Annotated in this window: 23 protein-coding genes; 5 read left to right on the top strand and 18 right to left on the bottom strand. The window is 68.7% G+C overall.

The features are described from left to right. Positions 1–54 precede the first annotated feature (54 nt). The 3 genes from CBM2588_RS18860 (at position 55) to CBM2588_RS18850 (ending at position 4,513) form a co-directional block, all read left to right on the top strand. A complete protein-coding gene (locus CBM2588_RS18860) occupies positions 55–2,052 on the top strand; it encodes a PhoX family protein (RefSeq protein WP_115681943.1) in 1,998 nt (665 codons plus the stop codon). A gap of 283 nt (positions 2,053–2,335) precedes the next feature. Beyond that, positions 2,336–3,796, top strand: a complete 1,461-nt coding sequence (locus tag CBM2588_RS18855; protein WP_115681942.1) for an alpha/beta hydrolase family protein — start codon at positions 2,336–2,338, stop codon at positions 3,794–3,796. 99 nt (positions 3,797–3,895) lie between these two features. Continuing rightward, the gene (locus tag CBM2588_RS18850) at positions 3,896–4,513 is read left to right on the top strand and encodes a DUF938 domain-containing protein (protein ID WP_115681941.1); all 618 of its coding nucleotides are present in this window, start codon (positions 3,896–3,898) and stop codon (positions 4,511–4,513) included. A gap of 40 nt (positions 4,514–4,553) precedes the next feature. On the opposite strand, the gene CBM2588_RS18845 is transcribed toward CBM2588_RS18850, so the two are convergent. Next, positions 4,554–5,318 (bottom strand): sulfite exporter TauE/SafE family protein, encoded by a 765-nt coding sequence (locus CBM2588_RS18845; protein WP_115681940.1) that lies wholly within the window; start codon positions 5,316–5,318, stop codon positions 4,554–4,556. 187 nt (positions 5,319–5,505) lie between these two features. Here CBM2588_RS18845 and cysK point away from each other — a divergent pair, with 187 nt between their 5' ends. Then, the gene (gene cysK, locus CBM2588_RS18840) at positions 5,506–6,423 is read left to right on the top strand and encodes a cysteine synthase A (protein ID WP_115681939.1); all 918 of its coding nucleotides are present in this window, start codon (positions 5,506–5,508) and stop codon (positions 6,421–6,423) included. A gap of 80 nt (positions 6,424–6,503) precedes the next feature. On the opposite strand, the gene CBM2588_RS18835 is transcribed toward cysK, so the two are convergent. The 9 genes from CBM2588_RS18835 to fliF form a co-directional block, all read right to left on the bottom strand. Further along, positions 6,504–6,992: a GFA family protein gene (locus tag CBM2588_RS18835; RefSeq protein WP_115681938.1), complete on the bottom strand. Its 489-nt coding sequence runs from the start codon at positions 6,990–6,992 to the stop codon at positions 6,504–6,506. An 84-nt stretch (positions 6,993–7,076) separates the two neighbouring features. Then, positions 7,077–7,739: a DNA oxidative demethylase AlkB gene (alkB, locus tag CBM2588_RS18830; RefSeq protein WP_115681937.1), complete on the bottom strand. Its 663-nt coding sequence runs from the start codon at positions 7,737–7,739 to the stop codon at positions 7,077–7,079. 32 nt (positions 7,740–7,771) lie between these two features. After that, positions 7,772–8,188 (bottom strand): type II toxin-antitoxin system HicB family antitoxin, encoded by a 417-nt coding sequence (locus tag CBM2588_RS18825; protein WP_115681936.1) that lies wholly within the window; start codon positions 8,186–8,188, stop codon positions 7,772–7,774. Between the two features lie 166 nt (positions 8,189–8,354). After that, complete coding sequence (locus CBM2588_RS18820) at positions 8,355–9,797, bottom strand: flagellar hook-length control protein FliK (protein ID WP_115681935.1); 1,443 nt, start codon at positions 9,795–9,797, stop codon at positions 8,355–8,357. Between the two features lie 50 nt (positions 9,798–9,847). Further along, the gene (gene fliJ / locus CBM2588_RS18815) at positions 9,848–10,306 is read right to left on the bottom strand and encodes a flagellar export protein FliJ (protein ID WP_115681934.1); all 459 of its coding nucleotides are present in this window, start codon (positions 10,304–10,306) and stop codon (positions 9,848–9,850) included. Next, complete coding sequence (gene fliI, locus CBM2588_RS18810; RefSeq protein WP_115681933.1) at positions 10,272–11,750, bottom strand: flagellar protein export ATPase FliI; 1,479 nt, start codon at positions 11,748–11,750, stop codon at positions 10,272–10,274. Before fliI ends, fliJ begins: the two co-directional genes overlap by 35 nt. Beyond that, positions 11,743–12,555 carry a flagellar assembly protein FliH gene (gene fliH, locus CBM2588_RS18805; protein WP_115681932.1) on the bottom strand — a complete coding sequence of 271 codons (813 nt, stop codon included), beginning with the start codon at positions 12,553–12,555 and terminating at the stop codon, positions 11,743–11,745. Before fliH ends, fliI begins: the two co-directional genes overlap by 8 nt. After that, positions 12,542–13,552: a flagellar motor switch protein FliG gene (fliG, locus tag CBM2588_RS18800; RefSeq protein ID WP_062803757.1), complete on the bottom strand. Its 1,011-nt coding sequence runs from the start codon at positions 13,550–13,552 to the stop codon at positions 12,542–12,544. The genes fliH and fliG overlap by 14 nt, the downstream gene beginning before the upstream one ends. Continuing rightward, on the bottom strand, positions 13,539–15,260 hold the full coding sequence (gene fliF, locus CBM2588_RS18795; protein ID WP_115681931.1) for a flagellar basal-body MS-ring/collar protein FliF: 1,722 nt from the start codon (positions 15,258–15,260) through the stop codon (positions 13,539–13,541). The genes fliG and fliF overlap by 14 nt, the downstream gene beginning before the upstream one ends. A 435-nt stretch (positions 15,261–15,695) precedes the next feature. Here fliF and fliE point away from each other — a divergent pair, with 435 nt between their 5' ends. Beyond that, entirely contained in the window at positions 15,696–16,019 is a 324-nt protein-coding gene (fliE, locus tag CBM2588_RS18790; RefSeq protein WP_115681930.1) for a flagellar hook-basal body complex protein FliE, read from the top strand. A gap of 75 nt (positions 16,020–16,094) precedes the next feature. Here fliE and CBM2588_RS18785 read toward each other — a convergent pair whose 3' ends face one another. The 8 genes from CBM2588_RS18785 to CBM2588_RS18750 all read right to left on the bottom strand — a co-directional run bounded on the left by CBM2588_RS18785 (position 16,095) and on the right by CBM2588_RS18750 (position 22,400). Next, positions 16,095–16,388, bottom strand: a complete 294-nt coding sequence (locus tag CBM2588_RS18785; protein WP_115681929.1) for an EscU/YscU/HrcU family type III secretion system export apparatus switch protein — start codon at positions 16,386–16,388, stop codon at positions 16,095–16,097. Continuing rightward, entirely contained in the window at positions 16,385–17,707 is a 1,323-nt protein-coding gene (locus tag CBM2588_RS18780; RefSeq protein ID WP_115681928.1) for a flagellar hook-length control protein FliK, read from the bottom strand. The genes CBM2588_RS18785 and CBM2588_RS18780 overlap by 4 nt, the downstream gene beginning before the upstream one ends. A 73-nt stretch (positions 17,708–17,780) precedes the next feature. Then, positions 17,781–18,146 carry a flagellar protein FliT gene (locus CBM2588_RS18775; protein WP_025584123.1) on the bottom strand — a complete coding sequence of 122 codons (366 nt, stop codon included), beginning with the start codon at positions 18,144–18,146 and terminating at the stop codon, positions 17,781–17,783. A gap of 1 nt (position 18,147) precedes the next feature. Continuing rightward, positions 18,148–18,573: a flagellar export chaperone FliS gene (gene fliS / locus CBM2588_RS18770; RefSeq protein ID WP_115681927.1), complete on the bottom strand. Its 426-nt coding sequence runs from the start codon at positions 18,571–18,573 to the stop codon at positions 18,148–18,150. A gap of 34 nt (positions 18,574–18,607) precedes the next feature. Then, positions 18,608–20,014: a flagellar filament capping protein FliD gene (gene fliD, locus CBM2588_RS18765; protein WP_115681926.1), complete on the bottom strand. Its 1,407-nt coding sequence runs from the start codon at positions 20,012–20,014 to the stop codon at positions 18,608–18,610. 33 nt (positions 20,015–20,047) lie between these two features. Further along, positions 20,048–20,407 (bottom strand): flagellar protein FlaG, encoded by a 360-nt coding sequence (locus CBM2588_RS18760; RefSeq protein WP_115681925.1) that lies wholly within the window; start codon positions 20,405–20,407, stop codon positions 20,048–20,050. A gap of 136 nt (positions 20,408–20,543) precedes the next feature. Continuing rightward, the gene (locus tag CBM2588_RS18755) at positions 20,544–21,848 is read right to left on the bottom strand and encodes a flagellin FliC (RefSeq protein WP_025584127.1); all 1,305 of its coding nucleotides are present in this window, start codon (positions 21,846–21,848) and stop codon (positions 20,544–20,546) included. Positions 21,849–22,073: 225 nt separating this feature from the next. Continuing rightward, complete coding sequence (locus CBM2588_RS18750) at positions 22,074–22,400, bottom strand: RNA chaperone Hfq (RefSeq protein WP_115681924.1); 327 nt, start codon at positions 22,398–22,400, stop codon at positions 22,074–22,076. Between the last annotated feature and the right edge of the window lie 679 nt (positions 22,401–23,079).

Raw genomic sequence — 23,079 nt, 5'->3', positions numbered from 1 at the left:
GGACTGGCGCAAACATGCAATGAACCATCCCTTTCCTTTCCCCGGATCGAAAACATGCTTGAACAACCCAATGCTGGCCGTCGCAAGGCCCTGAAGCTATTGGCCGGCGCGCCCATGCTGCCGCTCGGCTTCGCCTCCACCAGCCTGCTGGCAGGCTGCGGTGGCGGCGATGACGCCGCCGTGCCGGCGCCGGCCCCGTCTCCCGCGCCCGGCCCGGCCGCCACCTTCACCACCGCCGAATTCGTGCCGATGAGCGCGCCGACGCTGGCCACGCCCGAGGCCATGGCGACCACCACGGTCGGCTCCAGCCTCAAGGTCTCCTTCAGCGACGGCAGCAGCCAGACCTACAAGCTGGCCTACCAGCCCTTCTTCGTCACCGGCGACACGCTGCCCGACGGCAAGGGCGGCACCATCGTGGCGGGCGGGTACTACGACATCAACAACCAGCCGATCATCGATACCTCGGTCGCCGGCAAGGAACGCCAGTTCTTCTCGGATGCACCGGACGGCAGCTCGCTGCTGACGCTGGCCAACCCGACCGTGCCGGGCATCAAGGGCAATACCGTGTTCGCGGTGGTGCAGTTCGAATACACCACGCGCAACCAGGGCAATGCCAGCATGTACGGGCTGCTGCCGTCGCCGATCGCGGTGCTGACGCTGGACCAGGACCCGGCCACCGGCAAGCTGACACCGGTCAGGTACCACAACGTCGACACCTCGGGCGTCAACGGCCTGTGGATCACCTGCGGCGCCAGCCTGTCGCCATGGAACACGCACCTGTCGAGCGAGGAGTACGAGACCGACCTGATGGACGCCAACGCGGTCACGCAGCTGCAGGGCTACAGCCGCAACCTGTACGGCGACCCGGCCCGCGCCAACGCCTACAACTACGGCCACCTGCCGGAGGTCACGGTGCACCCGGACGGTACCGGCACCATCAGGAAGCACTACTGCCTGGGCCGCATCTCGCACGAGCTGGTGCAGGTCATGCCGGACGAGCGCACCGTGCTGATGGGCGACGATGCCACCAACGGCGGCCTGTTCCTGTTTATCGCCGACCAGGCGCGCGACCTGTCCGCCGGCACGCTGTACGTGGCCAAGTGGCACCAGACCTCGGGCACCGGCCCGGGCAGCGCCACGCTGTCGTGGATCCGGCTGGGCCATGCCACCAGCGCCGAGATCCGCGCGCTGGTCGACGGCGGCATCCGGCTTGCCGACATCATGGACGTCAAGACCGCCGACCCGGCCGATGCCAGCTACACCCGCATCATTTATAACGGCAAGGCCAACTGGGTGAAGCTGGTGCCGGGCATGGAAAAGGCCGCGGCCTTCCTGGAGACCCACCGCTATGCCGCGCTGGTCGGCGGCAGCCTGGGCTTTACCAAGATGGAAGGCACCACCGTCAACATCAAGGACAAGAAGGCCTATTCGGCGATGTCGCGCATCGAGTCGAGCATGCTGGCGGGCAACGCCGCCAATGCCGGCGACATCCAGGTGGAAGGCCCTTACTCCGGCGCGGTCTATGAGCTCAACCTGAAGGGCGGCCAGGCCGACAAGAGCGGCACGGCGATGGCGAGCGAATGGGTGCCGGTCGACATGGCCGCGGTGCCGGCGCTGATCAGCGAAGACCTGGGCGGCGGCAAGATGAAGCAGCAGGATGCGCTGGGCAACTTCGCCAACCCCGACAAGGTCGCCACGCCGGACAACCTGAAGTTCTCGGAGAAGCTGCGCACGCTGTTCGTCGGCGAGGACAGCAACACCCACGTCAACAATTTCCTGTGGGCGTACAACGTCGACACCAAGGTGCTCAGCCGCGTGCTGTCGTGCCCGGCCGGCGCCGAATCCACCGGCCTGCATGCGGTCGACGAGATCAACGGCTGGACCTACGTGATGAGCAACTTCCAGCATGTCGGCGACTGGGAATCCCCGCTGCACGACAAGGTCAAGGCGCAGCTCGATCCGCTGGTACGGGCCAACTACAAGGATCGTTTCGGCGCGGCGGTCGGCTACCTTACCGGCGACCCGACCGGCGTCAGGCTGGCCAAGGTCTGACGCGCGGGGACGTGCGGCCATGACAGAGCGGCGGGCTTCGGCCCGCCGTTTTGCATTGGGGCGCGGTCGTCGCTCATCCGCCCCTGGTCCGCTAACACGCGGCACCGGTTCAGGCGAGCCGGGGCTAACCCGCATCCGTTGCAACGGCCCCAGCGTGTCGAGGATGGCCTCCATGCGGCTTGCGCCACCGTGTCCTACAGTGGTGGGGGCGCCGGCCACCGCACTTCGCTGCCGGCGCGCTATCCGCCAGGACAACAAGAACTGCATAACAAGGAGACCAGGCATGAAACGAGCTGTCGGGAAAGCCGCGATGCTGTGCCTCGCCGCCACGCTGCTGTATGGCTGCGGCGGCGATGACGACGAACCGGCGCAGAACCCGCCGCCGCAGGCCGAGGAAAAGCGCCCGCAGGACGACCGCACCTTCACCATCGATGCCGCCACGCTGCCGTTCGCGGCGCTCGCCGGCGCGCCCGAGGCCGACCGCTGGTGGGGCGTGCAGGATGGCGCCGGCTACCGCATCGAGGTGCCGAAGAACTGGAACGGCCGGCTGGTGATGTATGCCCACGGCTACGCGGGCACCGGCGCGGCGCTGTCGGTGGCCCCTCCCAGGATCCGCCGGCACCTGCTCGCCAACGGCTACGCCTGGGCCGCGTCCAGCTATACCAAAAACTACTATGAAGTGCGCGCCGGCCTTGAGGACACCAATGCCCTGGCGCTGGCCTTCACGCGCATTGCCGCGCAGAACGGGCGCACGCTGGCGGCGCCGGCGCGCCTCTACATCGTCGGCCATTCGATGGGCGGCCATATCTCGGCGGCGGCGGTCGATGAAGAGAACATCCAGGCCGCCAACCACAAGGTGCGCTACCACGGCGCGGTGCCGATGTGCGGGGTGCTGGGCGATACCGAGCTGTTCAACTACTTCGGCGCCTACCAGACCGCGGCGCAGCAGCTGGCGGGCTATCCGGTGACGGCGTGGCCGGCGGCCAACTGGGCGCAGATCGCGCCGGCGGTGCGCGCGGCGCTGTTCACCACCTACCCCGGCCAGACCACGGCGCAGGGCGATACCCTCAAGGCGATCGTGCGCAACCTGACCGGCGGGCAGCGGCCGCTGTTCGACTGGGGCTTCGGCGGCCCGGGCGCGCAAGGTTTGCAGGACGCGGTGTGGAGCACTTTCGGCCAGGACGGCTCGGTCAACGGCATCCTGACGCAGAACGTGGTCAACACCACCGGCATCACCTTCCAGTTCGACAACGACCCGGCCCAGTCGGCGGCGGAGCAGTCGTTCAATGCGGGCATCTTCCGCGTTAGCGGCAGCGCCGAGGCCAATCGCGCGCGCAGCGACGGCCTGCGCTGGATTCCGAGGACCAATGCGCGCATCGGCGTGCCGGTGGTGACGCTGCATACGCTGGGCGACATGTACGTGCCGTTCAGCATGGAGCAGATCTACAAGCGCCGCGCCGATGCCAACGGCACCGCGCAATGGCTGGTGCAGCGCGCCATCCGCGGCGTCAGCCATTGCGACTTCACCGTGGCGGAAGAGGCCAGGGCCTTCGACGACATGGTCAACTGGGAACAGAACGGCGTGAAGCCGGCCGGCGACGAGGTGCTGGACGCCGCCACCGTAGCCAGCCCGGCCTACGGCTGCAAGTTCACCGACAACACGCTGGCAAGCGGCGAGGAAAACCCGACCACGGCGGCGCTGCGGCCGTCTGTGGCGCAGGCGTTCCCGTGCGCGCCGGGTTGAGCGGCGGGTTGGCAGAGCAGGGCCCTGGCGCGCGGCTGGCCCGCGCGCCAATTCTGCTACGCTAGGCGCATTCCCCAGCTACCGCCTGCGCATGCCATCATGACCGGCCCGACCCACGACCCCGACGCGCGCCGCATGGCGCCCGCCACCGAGCGCAATCGCGAGCCCATCCTCGCCGTGCTGCGCCAGGTACTGCCTGCCAGCGGCACTGTGCTGGAAATCGCCAGCGGCACCGGGCAGCACGCGGTGCACTTTGCCGCGGCGCTGCCGGGGATCACCTGGCAGCCCAGCGATCCGGACGCTGCCGCGCGCGCGTCGATCGCGGCCTGGACCGCGCACGCGGGCCTGGCCAATGTGCGCGCGCCGCTGGCGCTGGATGTCTGCCAGCAGCCGTGGGGCATCGACGCCGCGGCTGCGGTGGTCTGCATCAACATGATCCATATCGCCCCGTGGGCCGCGGCCGAGGCGCTGTTCGCGGGCGCCGGCAAGCTGCTGGGGCCGGGGGGCGTGCTGTTCCTGTACGGCCCTTACCGTCGCGGCGGCGCGCACACCGCGCCCAGCAACGCCGCCTTCGACGCGCAGCTGCGTGCCACCGACCCCGACTGGGGCGTGCGCGACATGGAGGCCGTGATCGCGCTGGGCGCGGCGCAGGGCCTGCGCTGCGACGAGCCGGTGCCGATGCCGGCCAACAACTTCTGCCTGGTGCTGCGCAAGTAGCGCGCCGCGCGCGGGGTGCGCGGCGCAGGATTCACCGGATTCAGCCGCGCACCAGCATCACCATCGCGGTGGCGATCAGGCACACCGCAAACAATGCGCGCAGACGGCGCTCGGGCATCCGGTGCGCCAGCGCCACGCCCCACGAGATGGTCAGCATGCCGCCCAGCGACAGCGGAATGCCGCTGGCCCAGTCGACCTGGCCGGCATGGGCATAGGTGGCCAGCGCCACCACCGCGCCGGGCGTCACCAGCGCCAGCGCCAGGCCTTGCGCGGCGGCCTGGCGCAGCCCGAACAGGCCGACCAGCGCCGGCGCGGCGACCACGCCGCCGCCCACGCTGAAGAAGCCGGAGAACAAGCCGCCGACGACGCCCACCAGCGGAATCCAGCGCGCCGACAGGCGCGCCTGCGGCGCCGTCACCGCGCGCCGCGGCAGCAGCCGCCACAGGAAGTACAGCGCCATGCCGATCATGAACAGCGCGAAAATCCGCCGCAGCAATTGCGCGTCCATCGCGGTGGCCGCGCGCGCCGACAGCCAGGTCGCCAGCACCGCGGACAAGCCCAGCACCACCGCCGTGCGCAGCGCAATGTTGGCACGCTTGCGGTATTGCCAGAAGCCGATCAGCACATTGGGCGCGATCATCACCAGCGCGGTGCCCTGCGCCAGCTGCTGGTCCATGCCGAACAGCAGCCCCAGCGCCGGAATCGCGATCAGCCCGCCGCCGATGCCGAACAGCCCGCCCACCGCGCCGAGCAAACCACCGAGTCCGAAGATCAATAGGGAGGACAGCAGCAGGTGGTCGGGCATCGATGCAAGGGAGGCAATGCGGGGGATTTCGGGCCGGATTCCAGAGAAAGCGGGGGGCAAGGCGCGGCGGCCTCAATCATACGCGAGCGCCCCCGCCAGCGCTTTGCACTAGAATCGGCAGGTCATTCGATCCTGCGCTGCACGCGCTTGCCAGGCTCGCTGCATCGCAACCGCCACGGAGAACACGATGAAGGTCCAGAACATCCTGCAGACGATCGGCAATACCCCGCATATCCGCATCAACCGGCTGTTCGGCAATGGCAACGAGGTCTGGATCAAGTCCGAACGCAGCAACCCGGGCGCTTCGATCAAGGACCGCATCGCGCTGGCGATGGTGGAAGACGCCGAACGCCGCGGCGTGCTGAAGCCCGGTGGCACCATCATCGAGCCGACCTCGGGCAACACCGGCATCGGCCTGGCGATGGTGGCCGCGGTCAAGGGCTACAGGCTGGTGCTGGTGATGCCGGACAGCATGTCGGTGGAGCGCCGCCGCCTGATGCTGGCCTATGGCGCCACCTTCGACCTGACCCCGCGCGAGAAGGGCATGAAGGGCGCGATCGCGCGCGCCGAGGAACTGGTCGCCGCCACCCCGGGCGCGTGGATGCCGCAGCAGTTCGAGAACCCGGCCAACGTCGACGTGCATGCGCGCACCACCGCGCAGGAAATCCTGAACGATTTCCCCGAGGGGCTCGACGCGCTGATCACCGGCGTCGGCACCGGCGGCCACCTGACCGGCTGCGCGCGGGTGCTGAAGGACAAATGGCCGCAGCTGAAGGTGTTCGGAGTCGAGCCGGTGGCGTCGCCGGTGATCTCCGGCGGCGCGCCGGCGCCGCATCCGATCCAGGGCATCGGCGCGGGCTTTATCCCGAAGAACCTCGACACCACGCTGCTCGACGGCGTGATCCAGGTCGATGCCGAGCCCGCGCGCGAGATGGCGCGCCGCTGCGCGCGCGAGGAAGGCATCCTGGTCGGGATCTCGTCGGGCGCCACCCTGGCCGCGATCGCGCAGAAGCTGCCGGAACTGCCGGCCAACGCGCGTGTGCTGGGCTTCAACTACGACACCGGCGAGCGCTACCTGACGGTTGAAGGCTTCCTGCCGGCCTGACAGGCGACAGCGTTCATGAGCGCCCGGCCGGGGCGCTCCGGGCTCTTGATCTGGAAGCAGACGCCGCGCGTGCCTGTCATTCAGCGCGACAGCAGGCCGTGCCGCTTGTGCCAGTCGGCCAGCGATTCCTCCGGCCAGGTGTCGCAGTGCAAATGGCCCTTGCCGCGCGGCACGTCGACCCACGGCGCGACGGAGGCCAGCGAGGCCTCCACCACCTCCGGCGGGCGCGGCAGCGGCGTATCGATGGCCGAGGCATGGGGATACAGCAGCTCGGGCCAGCGCGGATCCCACAGCCACAGCGCACTGCCGCATTTCACGCAGAAATGCCGCTGCGCCGGCGAGCGCCGCGCGCGCTTGCCGGGCTCGCGTAGCACGGCATGGTAGACGCCCAGGTGCTTGCGCCCGCGCACGCGCAGCGTGGCGGCATCGCCGCCGATGTTGATGGCATAGCCGCCACCGCCCGCCGTCTTGCGGCAGATCGAGCAATGGCAATGCATGTAAGGGCAGGGCGAATCGGACTCGAGCGAGAAGTGGACCGCGCCGCAATGGCAGGAGCCGTCGAGATGCATGGGAGGGACCTTTGCACGATGGCGTTCGGGACAGTCCATTGACTGTAGAAAACCCCCGCCAAAGTGCCAAGGCCGGTCAGGCGCCTATCGCGCCCTGCGGAACGTCAGGTTGATGCGCAACGGCCCCAGCAGCGGATGATCGCCCGCGGCCAGCGGCGCCACGCCGTGGAACGCCAGCCGCGACGGTCCGCCCCACACCACCACGTCGCCATGCGCCAGCCGTATCCGCTGCGGCTTGTCGGCACGGCGCATGCCGCCGAACAGGAACACCGCCGGCAGCCCCAGCGACACCGAGACGATGGGCGCGGTGAAATCGCGCTCGTCGCGGTCCTGGTGCAGCGACAAGCGGGTGCCCGGCACATAGCGGTTGATCAGGCAGGCATCCGGCGCAAAACCGGCGAAACCCGCCTGCGCCGCCGCGCTGGCTGCCAGCTCGCGGAAACTCGCGGGCATGTGGGGCCACGCTTGTCCGCTCAGCGGATCGACCGCGTCGTAGCGATAGCCGCGCGCGTCGGAGACCCAGCCGCACGCGCCGCAGTTTGTCATCGCCACCGACATCTTCAGGCCGCCGGGAGTGACCATGTGCCGCCAGGGGGCCAGGGCCACGATCGCCTGCACGTCGGCGAGCAGCACTTCGGCATTGGCCCGCGCCGCGCCGCGCAGGACGAGGGCGCCGTCGGCGAGGGGTTCGATGGCGGGAGTGGCGGGGCTGTCTTGGGGCAGGTCGTCGAACAGGTCGAACGTCATGGTGGGGAGGGTGCTGCGATAGCCCTGCGGGTTCAGGCGACCTTCAGTTCCAGCCGCTTGCCCAGCGCCCGGAAGGCGGCCTCGATCGTGTCGATCTTGGTCGCATGATCGAGGTTGACGATGCGCTGGACTTCCTGCTTGCGGGTATGCAGGCGGCGTGCCAGCTCCGCCTGCGTAACCCCCTGCGCGATCATCTCGTTGAGCAGCAGCACCTTTGCCGACATGCTTGCCGGCAGCTCGACCAGATGCTGGCCGCGTGCGTCCTTCGACGGCAGCGGCACCGGGCGGCCATCTTCGAAATAGAACTCCATGGCCGTGGCAAGCGCATCGGCGGCCATCTCGTGGGCCTGCTCGATCGTGGCGCCGCTGGTCAGGGCTTCCGGAATATCGGGAAACGAGACCGCAAAGCCATCGCCGTCGGGGACGATGTTGGCGGGAAAACGCAGCATATTGAAATTCCTCCCACGTCAACAGAGCCTTGTATGGTAATCAATAATGTTTACCAATGCCAGCCGCCCCTCCTCAACGTTTCAAGGCGTTCCGTCGGCCGTGCGCCGCGTCTGTGTACTCCCTATCCCGCTTGCGGGAGAGGGGGAGCAAACAGCCAGCGCGTTCTCACGCAAACGTATCAATCTCCCCCCGCCCAAGCACTCGCGCAGGCCGTGCCGTAGCACTGGATCCCTGGCCCGGTTCAGCCGACGCCATCGCAGCGCCACCAAAGCCAGCCTGTCCACGCCCCTGCCCCGGCGCCTGCTGTTGCTGGCCGTTGCCGTTGCCGGCCTGGCTGGCAAAGCCATCGGCGCCCACCGAGGTGTGGCCCAGCTGGATGCCGTTTTCCGACAGCGCGGTGCGCAGGTGCGGCAACGCGGCTTCGACCGCGGCGCGCACGGCCTGGTGGGGCGAGACGAATTGCGCCTGGGCCTGGTCGTTGACCACGTTGAGCACCACCTTCAGCGGCCCGAGGTCGGGCGGGTTCAGCTGCAGTTCGGCGCTGTGCTGGCCTTGCGTGCCCAGGCGGATCATCTGCTGGCCCAGGGCCTGCGGCCACTGGCTGTCGTACAGCGGGGGAGCGACCAGGGGCCGGCTGGCGGCAGCCGCGGCAGCGGCCGGCGTGGGTTGACCGGCCAGCGTGGCGGCAATGGCCGGGGTGCCATCGGGGCTGGCCGCCGCGGTCTCTCCAGCGCGTGCCGTCGCTTGCGCGGCGGCAAATGGGTTGGCTGCGGGCCGGGAATCCGGCGCACTTGTGCCGGCCGCGAGCGGATCGGCGCGATGCTGGCCGAGACTGCTGTCGGGGCGATGCCCCGCTCCGCCCGCGGAAGCGCCAGCGTCCTGACCCGGCAAGTCCGCTTGACGGACCGCCAATGCGTCGCCCGCAACGGCCGGCGTTGCGCCAGTTTTTGCATCAGTGCCGGCGCTGCCGCCGGACTGCATCGCCGCGCGTTGCGAGGCGATGGTCGCCAGCGTGTCGGCGACCGACGGCTGCGCCGGCCGGGATTCGGCGGTGACCGTCTGCAACAGGTCGGGCAATGCGGTGCCGTCAGCAGGGCCTGCGGTGGTGCCGGTTTCGACCTGGGTTTGCGCGGTAGCGTTCGGCACGGTGTTGCTGAGCGCCGCCTGCAAGGCCGCGGCACTGCCGGGGTCGGTCATGCCGGCGACGGCAGCGCCCGCCGCGCCGGCTGGCGTGGCGGCGGGGTTCGCTGGCGCAGCTGCGGGAAGCATCAGCGCCAATGCTGCGGCTGCGGCGGCGGCTGCATCAGGCGGCGTTGCCTCGGCGGCATCTTCCTTGTCCTGATCCTTTTCGCCTGCAGTGGCCTTCTTGCCGTTGGCGGCGGCATGCTGCGGCTTGCCGGCGTCCGCCTGTGCGGCAGCCGGCCGCGCCGCGGACTTGTCGCGCGCGACCGTCTCCCTGGCGGCGGGCGCCGGTGCGGCGGCCTTGTGGCTGTCGCGGGCCTGCGAGAGCGCGTCGCGGAAGCCGCTGGCGGCGGTGTCGGCGCTGGCGCGCCGGGCGCCTTCCACCGCGTTGGCGGCGCTGCTGACAATCTGGCTGATATCGATCATGGGGAGTCGCTACGGTGTGGCCTGGCGGGCGGTTGCCGCCCAGGCATTGTTCAGGCTTCGCTCAGGCGGCTGGCGGCGGTGCGTGCCAGGCGGGCGGCGTATTCGTCGTTGGCGCGCTGTTCGCGGCGCGCGGCCACCTGTTCCTGTTTTGCTTCCGCGCGCGCGATCAGCGTGTCGAACGAGTTCAGGCGGCGCTTCTGGTGCTGCCAGCGGTTGCGGCCGGCCAGCAGGTCGGCCTCGGCCTTGGCCAGGGCCGCGCCCTGCTGGCGAATGGCCTGGTCCAGCGAATCGAGGAAGCGCGAAAAGTCCTGCCAGCGGCTGGAGGTAATGCCCTGCGCCGCCACCACCTGCATGCGCTCGCGGTATTCCTGGCGGTACTGCGTGAGCTGGTTGAGCTGCACCTCTGCCTGCGTGCGCAAGCCCTGCAGCCGGCCGAGTTCGCGCGCGGCGGCATCGGTATCGGTCTGGGCCAGGTCAGCCAGCGTGTTGAGCGGTGAATGCTTGAGCATGTTCACTCCTGTCGAAGAGGCTGTGCAGCGCGGCGATGGCGTCGGCGTAGCCGGCGCGCTCGTGGATGTCCTGCTGCAGGAAGGCTTCCATGCGCGGATGCAGCTGGATCGCCAGGTCCAGTTCCGGGTCGTTGCCCGGCACGTAGGCGCCCACGCTGATCAGGTCGCGGTTGCGCTGGTAGCGCGACATCAGCTGCTTGAAGCGGCGCACCGAGCCGAACTGCTCGTGCGGGATCAGCGCGGTCATGGCGCGGCTGATCGAGGCCTCGACGTCGATGGCCGGATAGTGTCCGGCTTCGGCCAGGCTGCGCGACAGCACGATATGGCCGTCCAGGATCGCGCGCGCGGAATCGGCAATCGGGTCCTGCTGGTCGTCGCCTTCGGTCAGCACGGTGTAGAACGCGGTGATCGAGCCGCCGCCCTCGGGGCCGTTGCCGGTTCGCTCGACCAGCGTCGGCAGCTTGGCGAAGACCGACGGCGGATAGCCCTTGGTGGCGGGCGGCTCGCCGATCGCCAGCGCAATCTCGCGCTGGGCCATGGCATAGCGCGTCAGCGAATCCATGATCAGCAGCACATGCTGGCCCTGGTCGCGGAAATACTCGGCCAGCCGCGTCGCATAGGCGGCGCCCTGCATGCGCAGCAGCGGCGAGCAGTCGGCCGGCGCGGCCACCACCACCGAGCGGCGCCGACCCTCCGGCCCCAGGATGTTCTCGATGAATTCCTTCACCTCGCGGCCGCGTTCGCCGATCAGGCCGACCACGATCACGTCGGCGCTGGTGTAGCGCGCCATCATGCCCAGCAGCACGCTCTTGCCCACGCCGGAGCCGGCGAACAGGCCCATGCGCTGGCCGCGGCCGACGGTCAGCATGCCGTTGATGGCGCGCACGCCGGTGTCGAGCACGGTTTCGATCGGGGCCCGCATCAGCGGGTTGATCTGCTCGCCGGCGAGCGGCACTTCCATCGCCGCGGCGAGCGGGCCGAGGCCGTCCAGCGGGCGGCCCGCCGCATCCAGCACGCGGCCCAGCAGGCCCGCGCCGACCGGCAGGCGCTTGGAGCCCGGCTCGCGCGGCGCACTGGTGCCGGCCGGTTGCGGCGACGGCTCCAGCGGGTAGACGCGCGCGCCCGGCAGCAGCCCGACCACGTCGGACTGCGGCATCAGGTAGAGGCGGTCGGCGCCGAAGCCGACCACTTCGGCCTCCGCGGTGCGCGGGGCGTTGCTGTCGGTGGTGAACTGTCCGGCGGGCAGCTCGATCAGGCAATCGCTGCCCACCGGCAAACGCAGGCCGACGGCTTCCAGCACCAGGCCCGCGGCGCGCGTCAGGCGGCCGCAGCTGCGCTTGCTGTCGAGCCCGGCGATGCCGGCGGCGGCGCCGTTGAGCGCGCCGATCCAGTGTTGCGCATGGTCGTGCGCGGCGTGGTGGCTGTGCTGAGCGGTATCAGGCATGCGGCGGCTCCCACGGATCGTCGCGGCCCAGCGCCCGCACCACGCGGGTCCAGCGCGTGGGCAGCGTGGCGTCGCGCTCGCCGCTGGCGGCGCTGGCGATGCAGCCGCCGCGCGCCACCGACGCATCGGCGCGCACGGTCCAGCCGGCGGCGGCGAGTTCGCCTTGCAGATGGGTCTCCACCAGCGCGACGTCGTCGGGGTGCAGCAGCAGGCTGGGCGATCCGGACAGCGCCGGTTCGCTGCTCAGCAGCTCGCGCACCGCCGGCAGCAGCGCCGCGGGGTCCTGCGCCAGCGTCGTGCGCACCAGCTGGCGCGCCACGTCCAGTGCCAGCGACACCAGCGCGTGCGCGACCGCGTCGTCGACATTGCTCAGCGCGCTGCGGAAATTGCCGGCCAGTGCCTGCAGCTGCGCGGCCTCGTTGCGGGCCGCTTCCAGGCCGCGCGCATAGCCTTCGCGATGGCCGTCGCCGTAGCCCTGGGTCTGGCCCTGAGTGTAGCCCTGGGCATAGCCTTCCTTGCGCGCGCCTTCGCGCATCGCGTCGATGGCTGCGAAGTCGATCGGCGGCGGCGCGGGTTCGGCCGGCACGGAGGCCAGCGTATCGAGCGGCTCGGCATGCCGGGGATCGAGCGAGCCCATCTGCCAGCGCTGCCAGCCGGCGCCGCCACCGCGCGCGCGGCGTGGCGGCTCGAATGGCGCAAAGCCGCCGGCAGCGGCCGCGCCGTGGCCGCCCAGGGACGGGAGCGGATCGGCGCCCGACCCGCGGCGCCCGGCCCCGCGTTCGGGGTCTGCCTCAGACATAGGCATCGTCGCCTCCGCCGATCTGCACTTCGCCCGCATCCGCCAGGCGCCTTACCACCTGCAGGATGGCCTTCTGCTCGGCTTCGACCTGCGACACGCGCACCGGGCCCAGCGCGTCCAGGTCCTCGCGCAGCATCTCGCCGGCGCGGGTGGACATGTTGCGGATGAACTTGTCGCGCAGCTCCTGCGGCGCGCCCTTGAGCGCGACGATGAGCGATTCGGTGGCGATTTCCTTGAGCACGCGCTGGATGCCGCGGTCGTCGACCTCGAGCAGGTTCTCGAACAGGAACATCTCGTCGATGATCTTCTGCGCCAGGTCGCCGTCGTGCAGGCGCACGCCGTCGATCACCGCTTCCTCGTGCGCGGTGCTCATCAGGTTGATGATCTCGGCCGCGGTGCGCACGCCGCCCATGCGGCTGCGCTTCAGGCTCTGGCCCGCCAGCAGCTTGGTCAGCACGTCGGTCAGTTCCTGCAGCGCGCCAGGCTGCACGCCGCCGAAGGTGGCGATGCGCAGGATCACGTCGTTGCGCAGGCGGTCGGTGAACAGCCCCAGCACCTCCGACGACTTCTGGCGGTCCAGGTGGATCAGGATGGTGGCGATGATCTGCGGGTGCTCGTCGCGGATCAGCTCGGCGATGGCGGTGGCGTCCATCCAGTTCAGCGAGTCGATGCCGCCGCCCGGATCGCGCGACTCCAGGATGTCCTCGATCACCGACTGTGCGCGCTCCTCGCCCAGCGCCTTGTTCAGCACGCTGCGGATAAACGCGCTGGAATCGACGTTCAGCGCCAGGTACTGCTCGGTCTCGGCGCGGAACTCGCCCAGCACCTCGGCCATTTCCTCGCGGGTGACCGAGCTGAGCGTGGCCATGGCCGAGCCCAGCTCCTGCACTTCGCGCTGCGACAGGTGCTTGAACACCTCGGCCGCGGCATCCTCGCCGATCGCCATCATCAGCACAGCGCTCTTCTGCAGGCCGGATTCAGAGATGCCCTTAGCGGTTGTCATTGCTAATCCAGTTCTTGATCACGCTGGCGACCAGGCGGGGGTCGCGCTGGGCGGCGTCGCGCACCAGCGCGAGGTCGCTTTCATACTTCGCGGCAAGCCGCAGGATTTCCGGATTGGCCGGCTCTTCCGGCGGCAGCAGCACCGCCTCGGTCTCGTCCTTGGGCTCGGGCGCCGGCAACGGCGGCGCGGTGTAGCGGCGCAGGATCGGGCGCGCCACCTTGAACCATACGAACAGCGCCAGCAGCGCCAGCAGCAGGTAGCCGGCCAGGCTCTTGCCCAGTGCGATCATGTCGGGCTGCTTCCACAGCGGCAGTTCGGGCTCGGCCTTCTCGCGCTCGGCGGTGAAGGGGCTGTTGACCACGTTGATGGAGTCGCCGCGATCGGCCGAGAACCCCATCGCTTCCTTGGTCAGGTTCTGGATCTGCGCCAGCAGCGCCGGCGGCAGCGGCTCGGCGACGAGCTTGCCCTTGGCATCGGCCTGCTGGCGGTAGTTGACCACCACCGCCACCGACAACCGGCGCACGCCGCCCGGGGCCTGCTGCACATGGCGCACCGAGCGGTCCAGCTCATAGTTGACGGTGGAATCGCGGCGGTTGCTGCTCGGGCCGCTGGACGCCGCGCTGGTGGCGCCCTGCGCGGCCTGGCCGGGCTGGCCACCCTGGGCGGGCTGGCCCGCGGCCGGTGCGCCGGCCTGGCCCGGCGCCTGCCCCGCGCGCGGCGTCTGCGGCGTGGTCACCGGTGCGGCGGCGGCAGCGGGCGGCTGGTTCGACAGCGCGCCGGGCACGCCGCCCGGCGGCGTTGCACCCTGCTGGGTCGATTCGCTGGTCTGCTGGCTGCGGATCGCGGTGCGGGTCGGGTCCTGGTTGGGCTTGTAGCTCTCGTCGGTGTGCTCGACGATGGAGAAGTCCACGTCGGCGGTCACCTGCGCGCGCACATTGTCCTTGCCGACGATCGGCGTCAGGATCGCCTCGATGCGCTTCAGGTAGTTCTGCTCCAGCGCCTGCACGTACTTGAGCTGGGTGGCGTCGAGCATGCGCTCGTTGCCGGTGTTCGACAGCAGGTTGCCGTGCTGGTCGACGATGGAGATCGACTTGGGTGTCAGATCCGGCACGCTCGACGACACCAGGTGGCTGATCGCCGCGACCTGGCCTTCGTCGATGGCGCGGCCCGGATAGAGCTGCAGCACGATCGACGCGGTCGGCTTCTGGCGCTCGCGCACGAACAGCGTCGGCTTGGGGATGGCCAGGTGCACGCGCGCGGACTGCACCGCGGCGATCGACTCGATCGAGCGCGCCAGCTCGCCCTCCAGCCCGCGCTGGTAATTGACCTGCTCGGCAAACTGGCTGATGCCGAACTTCTGGTTGTCCATCAGTTCCATGCCTGCGGTGCCGCTCTTGGGCAGGCCTTGCGAAGCCAGCCGCAGGCGCGTCTCGTGCACCTTCTCGGCCGGCACCATCACGGCGCCGCCGCCTTCGGCGAACTTGTACGGCACGTTCATCTGCTGCAGCGACTGCAGCACCGCGCCGCCGTCGCGCTCGGACAGGTTGCTGTACAGCACCTTGTAGTCGGGGCCGCGCGACCACAGCACGCCCACCGCGATCGCGGCGGCCAGGGCCGCGCCGCCCAGCATCAGCGGCAGCTTCGGGTTGGCCTTGAGGCGCTCCAGCATTTCGGCCGGACGCCCGGGCAGTGCCACTGCCGCGGTCATGCGCGTGCTCCGGATCCGGCGCGGCCAGGCGCGCGACGGCGCCGGCGCTGCGGCTCGCCCTGGTCGTCGGCCCGGCTCGCGGCACGGCTAGCCGTGCGGCTCACATTGCGCTGCAGAGAAAACACGCGTACTCCCGAATGGTGGTTGTCTGTGGATCGGCCGGTCCTTGCGCGAGGCAGGCATGCAGGCAGGGCGCCATGGCCCGCCCTTTTGCGGCACGGTGGCAATGATCGGCCAGACTTGAGCGCGACAATCCGGCGAATAGACCGTGTTTTCTGGCCGATTTCCCTCCATGGGGCGGCGGCCGCGGCGGGTACTCTGCGGAGGCTGAAACTGGCTGCGGGTCCGCCTGGCGCGGGCCCGTCGCAGGTGGCAACCGCGCCAGCGGCGCGCCATACGACCAACCGGGCCGGAACGCCGGCCCATGACGATCCCATGACCACTATCTCTTCCATCGAGGGCATGCTGCAGCAACTGCGCGGGATGTCCCAGGTTGCCTCGGGCAACCCCGCTGGCCAGTCCGCGGCGCCGGTCGGCGGCGGCTTCGCCGGCGAGCTGCAGCGCTCGCTCGGCCGCATCAACGCCGCGCAGGAGCGCGCCTACGGCCAGGCCGAGGCATTCGAGCTGGGCAAGCCCGGCGTGGCGCTCAACGACGTGATGATCGACCTGCAGAAGGCCAACGTGTCGTTCCAGACCGGGGTGCAGGTGCGCAACCGGCTGGTGGCGGCTTATCAGGAGATGATGAATATGCCGGTGTGAGGCCAAAGCCTTGCCTGGAATGGAAAGCCCCCGGGGCGCGCAAGCGGCCGGGGGCTTTTGCCGTCGGGCCGGCGCTCAGGCCGGGCGCGGCGCGTCGGGATCCAGGCCGGATTCCAGGTGATAGATCCACGCCAGCAGCTCGGCCACTGCTACGTAGAGTTGCGGCGGCACGTGGCTGTCCAGGTCGACCTGTATCAGCAGGTTCACCAGCGTCGGCGAGTCGTGGACGTAGACGCCGGCCTCGCGCGCGCGGGCGATGATGGCTTCGGCGACCACGCCATAGCCCTTGGCGACCACGCGCGGCGCGCGGTCGCTGTGCTGGTACGACAGCGCGATCGCTGCCCCGCGTTCTTGTGCTGCATCGCTCATTGCGTCCCGCCTTGCGCCAGGCTGTCCTGCGTCTGCACGCTCAGGCGCTGCACGGCGATGCCATGCGCCTCGAGCTGGCTGCGCAGCTGCGGCCGCGCCGCGATAAAGCGCGCCGCCACGTCGGTTTCGGGGGTGGCCACCCGGGCGTCGAGACCGCCAGGGCCTAAAGTCAGCACTGCTTCGACCACGCCCAGGTTAGGCAATTGCAGCCGCAGGCGGCTCGACCACGGCCGCGCGCCTTCGCCATGAGAGCCCGCATCTTCCGCCTCCGCGCGCAGCAGTTCCCATTCCATCGGCACGCCGGGCCAGGCTTCGCCGGCAAATCGGAACTGCTGCGTGGCGAGCAATTCCAGTTGCTGGCGGACCACGCCCTCGGTGGCGGGATGGATGGCAGGGCCGGCGGCCGCCGGCTGCCGGCTGGCATCGGCCGGAGCGGACTGCACACCGCCCTCCGATGTGCGCGCCGGCTGGCTGGCCAGGCTGTCCAGCGCGGCCAGGCGCGCGCCAGCTTCGGCTGTCGATTGGTAGGCCTGCGTGGCCAGTGTTGCCGCCGAGGGGCGCTGCGCGGCCGGTTCGGCGGCGGCGCCGCGGCTGTAGGCCGCGGTGGTCGCGGTGCCTTGCCGTAACGCCTGCTCGGCCGCCGCATGGCTGTGGGCCACGCGCGGATTGCCGGCCGAGGCCAGCGCTTCGGCCAGCACCTGCGAGGCCGGCAGCAGCGGCGGCATGGATGGCCGCGCCGGTTCCGCCCCTGCGCCGCTGCCGGCATAGGCCAGCTGCAGCGGCGGCGGCGTGGCAGCGGCGCCCTGGCCTGCGCCGGGCGTGACAGCGGGCCGCCCCGGCACCGGAACCTGCGCCTGCGGCTCCTGCCGCAGGCTGGCGAGACCGCGCGCGCCGGCCACCCACTGCGCCAGATGCGATTCATAGAACAGGCCGCTCTGGCCTACCGCATGGGCCAGCGCCGCGGCGGTGGCCTGCGCCGACGCTGCCGTGGGTGCCGCCGGCAGCAGCGAGGCCGTGCCGCGCACCGGCTGGGCCTCGGCACCGTCCAAGACGGCCAGGATGGCGCGCGCTGCCGCACTCAGCGATTCCTGCGTCGACGCGCCCGGCAGCAGGGCGCCCTGGCCGGCCATGGCATTGGCACCGCTTGCTAGCGCGCTGTGGCGGATGGCCTGGCCGGTGGCGTTCTGGACGTTGGACTCGGTCGCCTCGGCCACCGGCTGCAAGGCCGCGACCTGGTCGACGGCAATGGCGGTGCGCAGGGTCTGGGGGTCGGGGGCCTGACCGGGTGCCAGGCCTGGCGGCAGGTGGATGCCGGTCATACGGGTCGCGTGTATCAGGGACGGCCGGCGGTGCGGCCAGCCGGTGGAAAATGGGAGCGGCGCCCAGGCCGCCTCAGGTGGTGGCGCCCGACGTGGCCCCTGCCGTCGCGCCATAGGCGGCGCTCAGCTCGAACTGCCGGCGCGAGCTGGTCAGCATGTCGCCGAGCCGCTTGAGCTGCGGCAGCGCCAGGTCGCGGATGCGGGCATCGTAGGTCAGGATGCGGTCCAGCAGCTGGTAGCGCCGCATGCGCTCGGCATCGGAGAACGGGGCATCGTGGTCGAGCTGGCGCAGGCGCTCCACCTGCGCCAGGTAGGCTTGCTGCAGGGTGGTGACCGTGTCCCAGTCGGCGCCCTGCGCGGCTTCATGCATGCGTGCGGACAGGGCGAGGATGTCCTCGTAGCAGGCCACGATCGGCGAAAACACTGGAGGGAAGGCCATGTCAGTTGTCCTGTAAGGCGGGTTGCCGCTCGGCCCCGGCGGCCGCGTCATCGATCTGCGCCCAGGCCGAGGCCAGGCCTTCCAGCAGCGTGTCAACCTCGCTCAGCAGCGCCGCGTCGCTGCGCAGGTTGGCCAGCATCAGCCGGCGCACCATGTATTCGTACAGTGCTTCGAGATTGGCAGAGATCTCGCCGCCGGCGTCGTGGTCGAGCACCGCGCGCAGGCCGTTGTCGATGATGTCGATGGCCTTGGAGATGGCATTGCCGCGCTCGGCGATGTTGCCGCCTTCCAGGTGGAACCTGGCCCGCGCGATCGCGGCGCGCGCGCCGTCGTACAGCATGGCGATCAGCTTGTGCGGGCTGGCGCTCATGGCACCGGTCTGGACGCCGACCTGGGCGTAGGCGTTGGCGGATGCGCGGGCGAACATGGCTGGGTTCCTCGTGGCGGTGGGATGTGGCGGGTTACTTCTTGATGCTGTTGTTGAGCGCGTTGAACTGCTGCGTCAGGTAGCTGCTGGTGCGGTTCATCTGCGCCACCACCAGGTCCAGCTGTGTGAACTGGGCCTTGTAGCGGTCGATGGTGGCGGTGACGCGGTCCTGGACCCGGTCATAGTCGTCCTCCAGGTCCTCCAGCGTCTTGGTGATGCCGTCCTGCGCCACCTTCAGCGCGCCGTCGGTCTTGCTCAGGCCCTCGATATAGGTGGTGGCGCGCTTGCCGATGCCGCCGTCGCCGGTGGTGCTCGAGAACAGCGACGTGACGCGACCCAGGTTGTCGTTCATCGCCTTGGTCAGCTTGGTTTCATCCAGCTTCATCGTGCCGTCCTTGTCGAACGTGATGCCGACGTCGATCAACGTGATCGTCCCGCCGTTGCCGTCGTCCATCGCGCCGCCCAGCATCGAGCGCAGGCCAGACTGGATCGAGCGCAGCGTGCCGTCTCCGGTCAGCGCCGCCGACGTTCCGGCCTTGGTATCGAACGCCGTCAGCGACTTGGCGGTGCTCTGGATGTTGTTGTAGGCAGTGACAAAGGCCTGGACCGCGGCCTTGATTGCCTCGCTGTCACGGGTCACCACCAGCGATGTAGTGCCTGGCTTGACCAGGTTCATGGTCACGCCCTGCGCTGCGTCCACCACGGAATTGCTCTGGCTGACCACGTCGATGCCATTGATCTTGAGCGTCGCGTTGGCCGGCGGAACCTTCTGTTCCATCTTGTTGGCAGCGGGCGCTGCGGCCGGATCGAACGCTACCACGTTGTTCAGGGCAGGGTCGGCAGACGAGACTCGCATGGTGGCTTGCGTTCCGGTCTTGTCCGAGGTCAGCACCAGGCGATAGGGGCTGGCACTGCCGTCATTGACGATGCTGGCGGTCACGCCGATGCCTGCCTTGTTGATGGCATCCCGCATGCCTTCCAGCGAAGAATCCGCGGGGATGGTGACCTTCTTGGTGCTGGTGGCCGCGCCGCCGGTGGCGAGCGCTTCGCCAAAGTCGAAAACGAGCTCGCCTCCACCGATCACCGCCTTCTGGTCTGCAACGTTGCTGCTCACCAGCGATTGGGCCGTGGCCAGCGTGTTGACCGTGATGCTATAGCTGCCCGGTACGGCGTTGGCACCGGTGGAAACAGTCATCACGTCCGTCGTGCCGACGCTGGCCTTTACGGCGCCGAAGGTAGCAGCATCAGAGAGCTTCTTTGCCGCGGCCTGGTAGGCACTCAGCACGCTCTGCACCTGACTGTAGGCCGACAACTTGGTCTGGTAGCTCTTGGCCTGCGCGTTAATGGCGTCAAGCGGTGCCTGCTCGGCCTTCTGCAACTGGTCAAGCAAGTCGCTCAGGTTCAGGTTGGACCCGATGCCAATGGAAGAGATCGTTGCCATGTAATTGTCTCGTCTTCAACTGATGATCAAAGCTCACGCTGCCTGGTTGATGAACAATCCCTGCAGCCTGTCGATGGCGCGGGCGATGCGCAGTACCTCTTCGGTGGGCATCTGCCGGATCAACTCGCCGCTTTCCTTGTCGATCACCTTGGTAATGACACGGTGCGTGGCTTCATCGATCTCAAAGCGCAGGCCGATGGTGGTGGTCTTGAGCGCGTCCACGAGTTCGCCGATCGCGGCGCTTGTTTCCACCCTCTGGGGGACTTCCTCCTGGCTCCTGCCTGCGACCTGATCTTCGCGCTGCGTTGCCTGGCTGGCCATGGTCGCTGTGCTGGCCGGGGCTTCGGCTGGCATCCGGGTGACAATTGCAGTCACGGTCGGGGAAAGGGACATCGAACGCTCCGTCCGGATTGGTGGGACTCGCTTGCTCTGAGTAACGCTTTGCAGGCAGTCGGACTGCCTGCAAAATGCTCTCGGACAAAAAGGCCGGGCCTTGCGGCCCAGCCTTCTTGGTCTTTCGCCTAGGCGATTAACGCAGCAGCGACAGCACGCCCTGAGTGGTCTGGTTGGCTTGCGCCAGGACCGACGTACCAGCCTGTTGCAGGATGTTCGCGCGGGTCATGTTCGACACTTCCGTTGCGTAGTCCGCGTCCTGGATACGCGAGCGCGACGAGGACAGGTTGGTCACGGTGGTGCCCAGGTTCGAGATGACGGAGTCAAAACGGTTCTGGACGGCACCCAGCGAGCTGCGCAGATCGTCAACTTGCTTCAGTGCGGCGTCGATCTTCTTCAGCGCGTTGCCGGTCGGAACGCCGGTGAACTCGGCTGTAGGGGTGCCACTCAGGGAGATCGTGCCCACAGCCACGTTGAGGGTGCCGGCAGCACCGCCATCGGTCAGGGTGTTTGCCGCGGCATAGTTCTTGCCCTGCACGGTGACGTAGCCGGTGGCGACTCCAGCCGCGTTGTTGGCAACGCGCACCACCTGGTCTTGCAGCGTGACGGGGCCGGTGATGCCATTGGCGGTGTCGTCGAATGCCACGTCGGCTTCGTTGAGCTTCACGGCGCCGGTGGTACGGTCAACCGAAGCCGCGAAGTAGTCGTCACCAGCCTTTACCACGAACTGGCCGGAGTTGGCGCCGGCGGCCGTCTTGACTTCGTGCAGTTCGAGGTCCGCTGCTGCAAAGGTCTTGCCGGTTGCAGCGTTAATCTTGGTAATGTCGCCAGCAGCGAAGCTCACATTGTACGAACCGGTGCCCGCGGCGGCGGCGATCGTGGTGATCTTTGGGCCAACGTCCAGCGAGTTCTTGGCCACCGAGAAACCGCTCAGGCCCAGGGTGGTCTTGTCGATCTGCTTCAGATCGATAGAGATGGTTTCGCCGTCGTTTGCGCCAACCTGGACGGACAGTTTGTTGCTGCCGGCCAGCACTTTCACGCCGTTGAAGTCGGTTTGCTGAGAGGTACGATCGATTTCTGCCAGACGCTGGTTGATTTCGTCCTGGATCGATTTCAGGTCGGACGACGAGTTCGAGCCCGTCGAGGCTTGCACGGCCAGTTCACGGATACGCTGTAGGTTGTTGTTGACTTCGGTCAGCGCGCCTTCAGTGGTTTGCGCCAGCGAAATGCCGTCGTTGGCGTTGCGCTGAGCTTGCGTCAGGCCGCGGATGTTGGCGGTGAAGCGGTTCGCAATGGCCTGGCCGGCGGCGTCGTCCTTGGCGCTGTTGATGCGCAGGCCCGACGACAGGCGTTGGATCGCCGTGTTCAGCGACGATTGCGAAGCGTTCAGGTTGTTCTGAGTCATCAGAGACAACGAATTGGTGTTAATGACTTGCGCCATGGTACGACTCCTATATGCAAAGTTTTGGGCATTCCGGCTAGTGCCGTAACGTTGGCGGCCTGCTTTGCAGGGCGTAGAGTGCCTCCGTTGCTTGGGTTATCGACCGGGCAAGGCAAAGGTTTAGAGTGATCTCCGCGATAGTTTCGCGGGGTGCCGGCAGGGCGGGGGAGGCGCCGTACCACGACGGTCGGCAAAGGCGGGAGGGCGTTTGGAAGAGGCGCCGGCCTAGCGGCGCTTGCGCGTGCGCGGAATATAGAGCGGCACGAAATCCGGCGCGGCCACCGTTTCCGGCGCGACGCTCACTACCTCCGGCCCACCGGCCGGCGTGACAAGGCAGATAGCGCGCTTGTAGACCACGGTGGGCTGGATGTCGTCGGGGCGCCGGCCGAGCAGCAGCACGAAATCGTCGGCTGCCAGCACCAGCCCGTGCAGCCGGGCGCCGTTGGACAAGTGCACGATCACCGGGGACTGGGTGATGCGGTACGCGGCGAATTGCTGGGACTGCAGTTGCCGTCGGCTGGGTTGCTTGGGCCGGATTTCCTTCTTCTTCACAACGACTCCGGAAGAGCCCGCAAGGGTTCTGGCGGCTGATAACGGTCCGTTGGCCGGCGGCTTGGGGTGCGGCTCGGCCTGGGCGGCAGGGGAAACATCCGCTCTCGGTAACGGCGACCGGACTGGCCGCCTGGATTGCCTCGAGACCCGGCCCGGCATGGAGGCCCCGGATTGTCGTGCAATGGCCGGCGGTTGGCGCTGCCAGAAGAGAAGGGGAATACTTCAGGGGCGAGAGTAACAAAGTTTTACAAGCGTTGACGGACGGCACGTCGCTCGTGGTCTAGAGGCTACGCTCTATTAATTTGTTTGCTTTCTTCCTGCGAATTGAGGTAAGGAACGGCGCTTCTGCGGGCGTGAGAAACGCCCGCCTGGCCGACAAGACCAAGCGGGCATTCGGCCGGCAGCAAATTGCCAGCCTCTGCAAGAATTAACCTGAAAGTGATTTCAGGGGCAAAAATGCCAGAAACACGCCAAGGCGCGCGTTCGCGCTAGGGGAATCCCCTGATAGAAGCGGGATTTACACCTCATGTAAGCGCGTTTATATTCGTAACAAGAGCTGTTTGGCTCGAGCAGTCCTGGAAAGCCTACGAGCACCCCGCGCGTGGGCTTCTTTTTTTGCCCTCGTCGTTTGATTCGCGCTCTGCGGCGCAGTGGCCGGACGGTCGAATAACCCGACCGG

Source organism: Cupriavidus taiwanensis, from assembly GCF_900250075.1.
GTDB classification, from domain to species: Bacteria; Pseudomonadota; Gammaproteobacteria; order Burkholderiales; family Burkholderiaceae; genus Cupriavidus; species Cupriavidus taiwanensis_C.
Note: the sequence above shows the minus strand (reverse complement) of the source record. Positions and strands in the feature narration are given on the sequence as shown.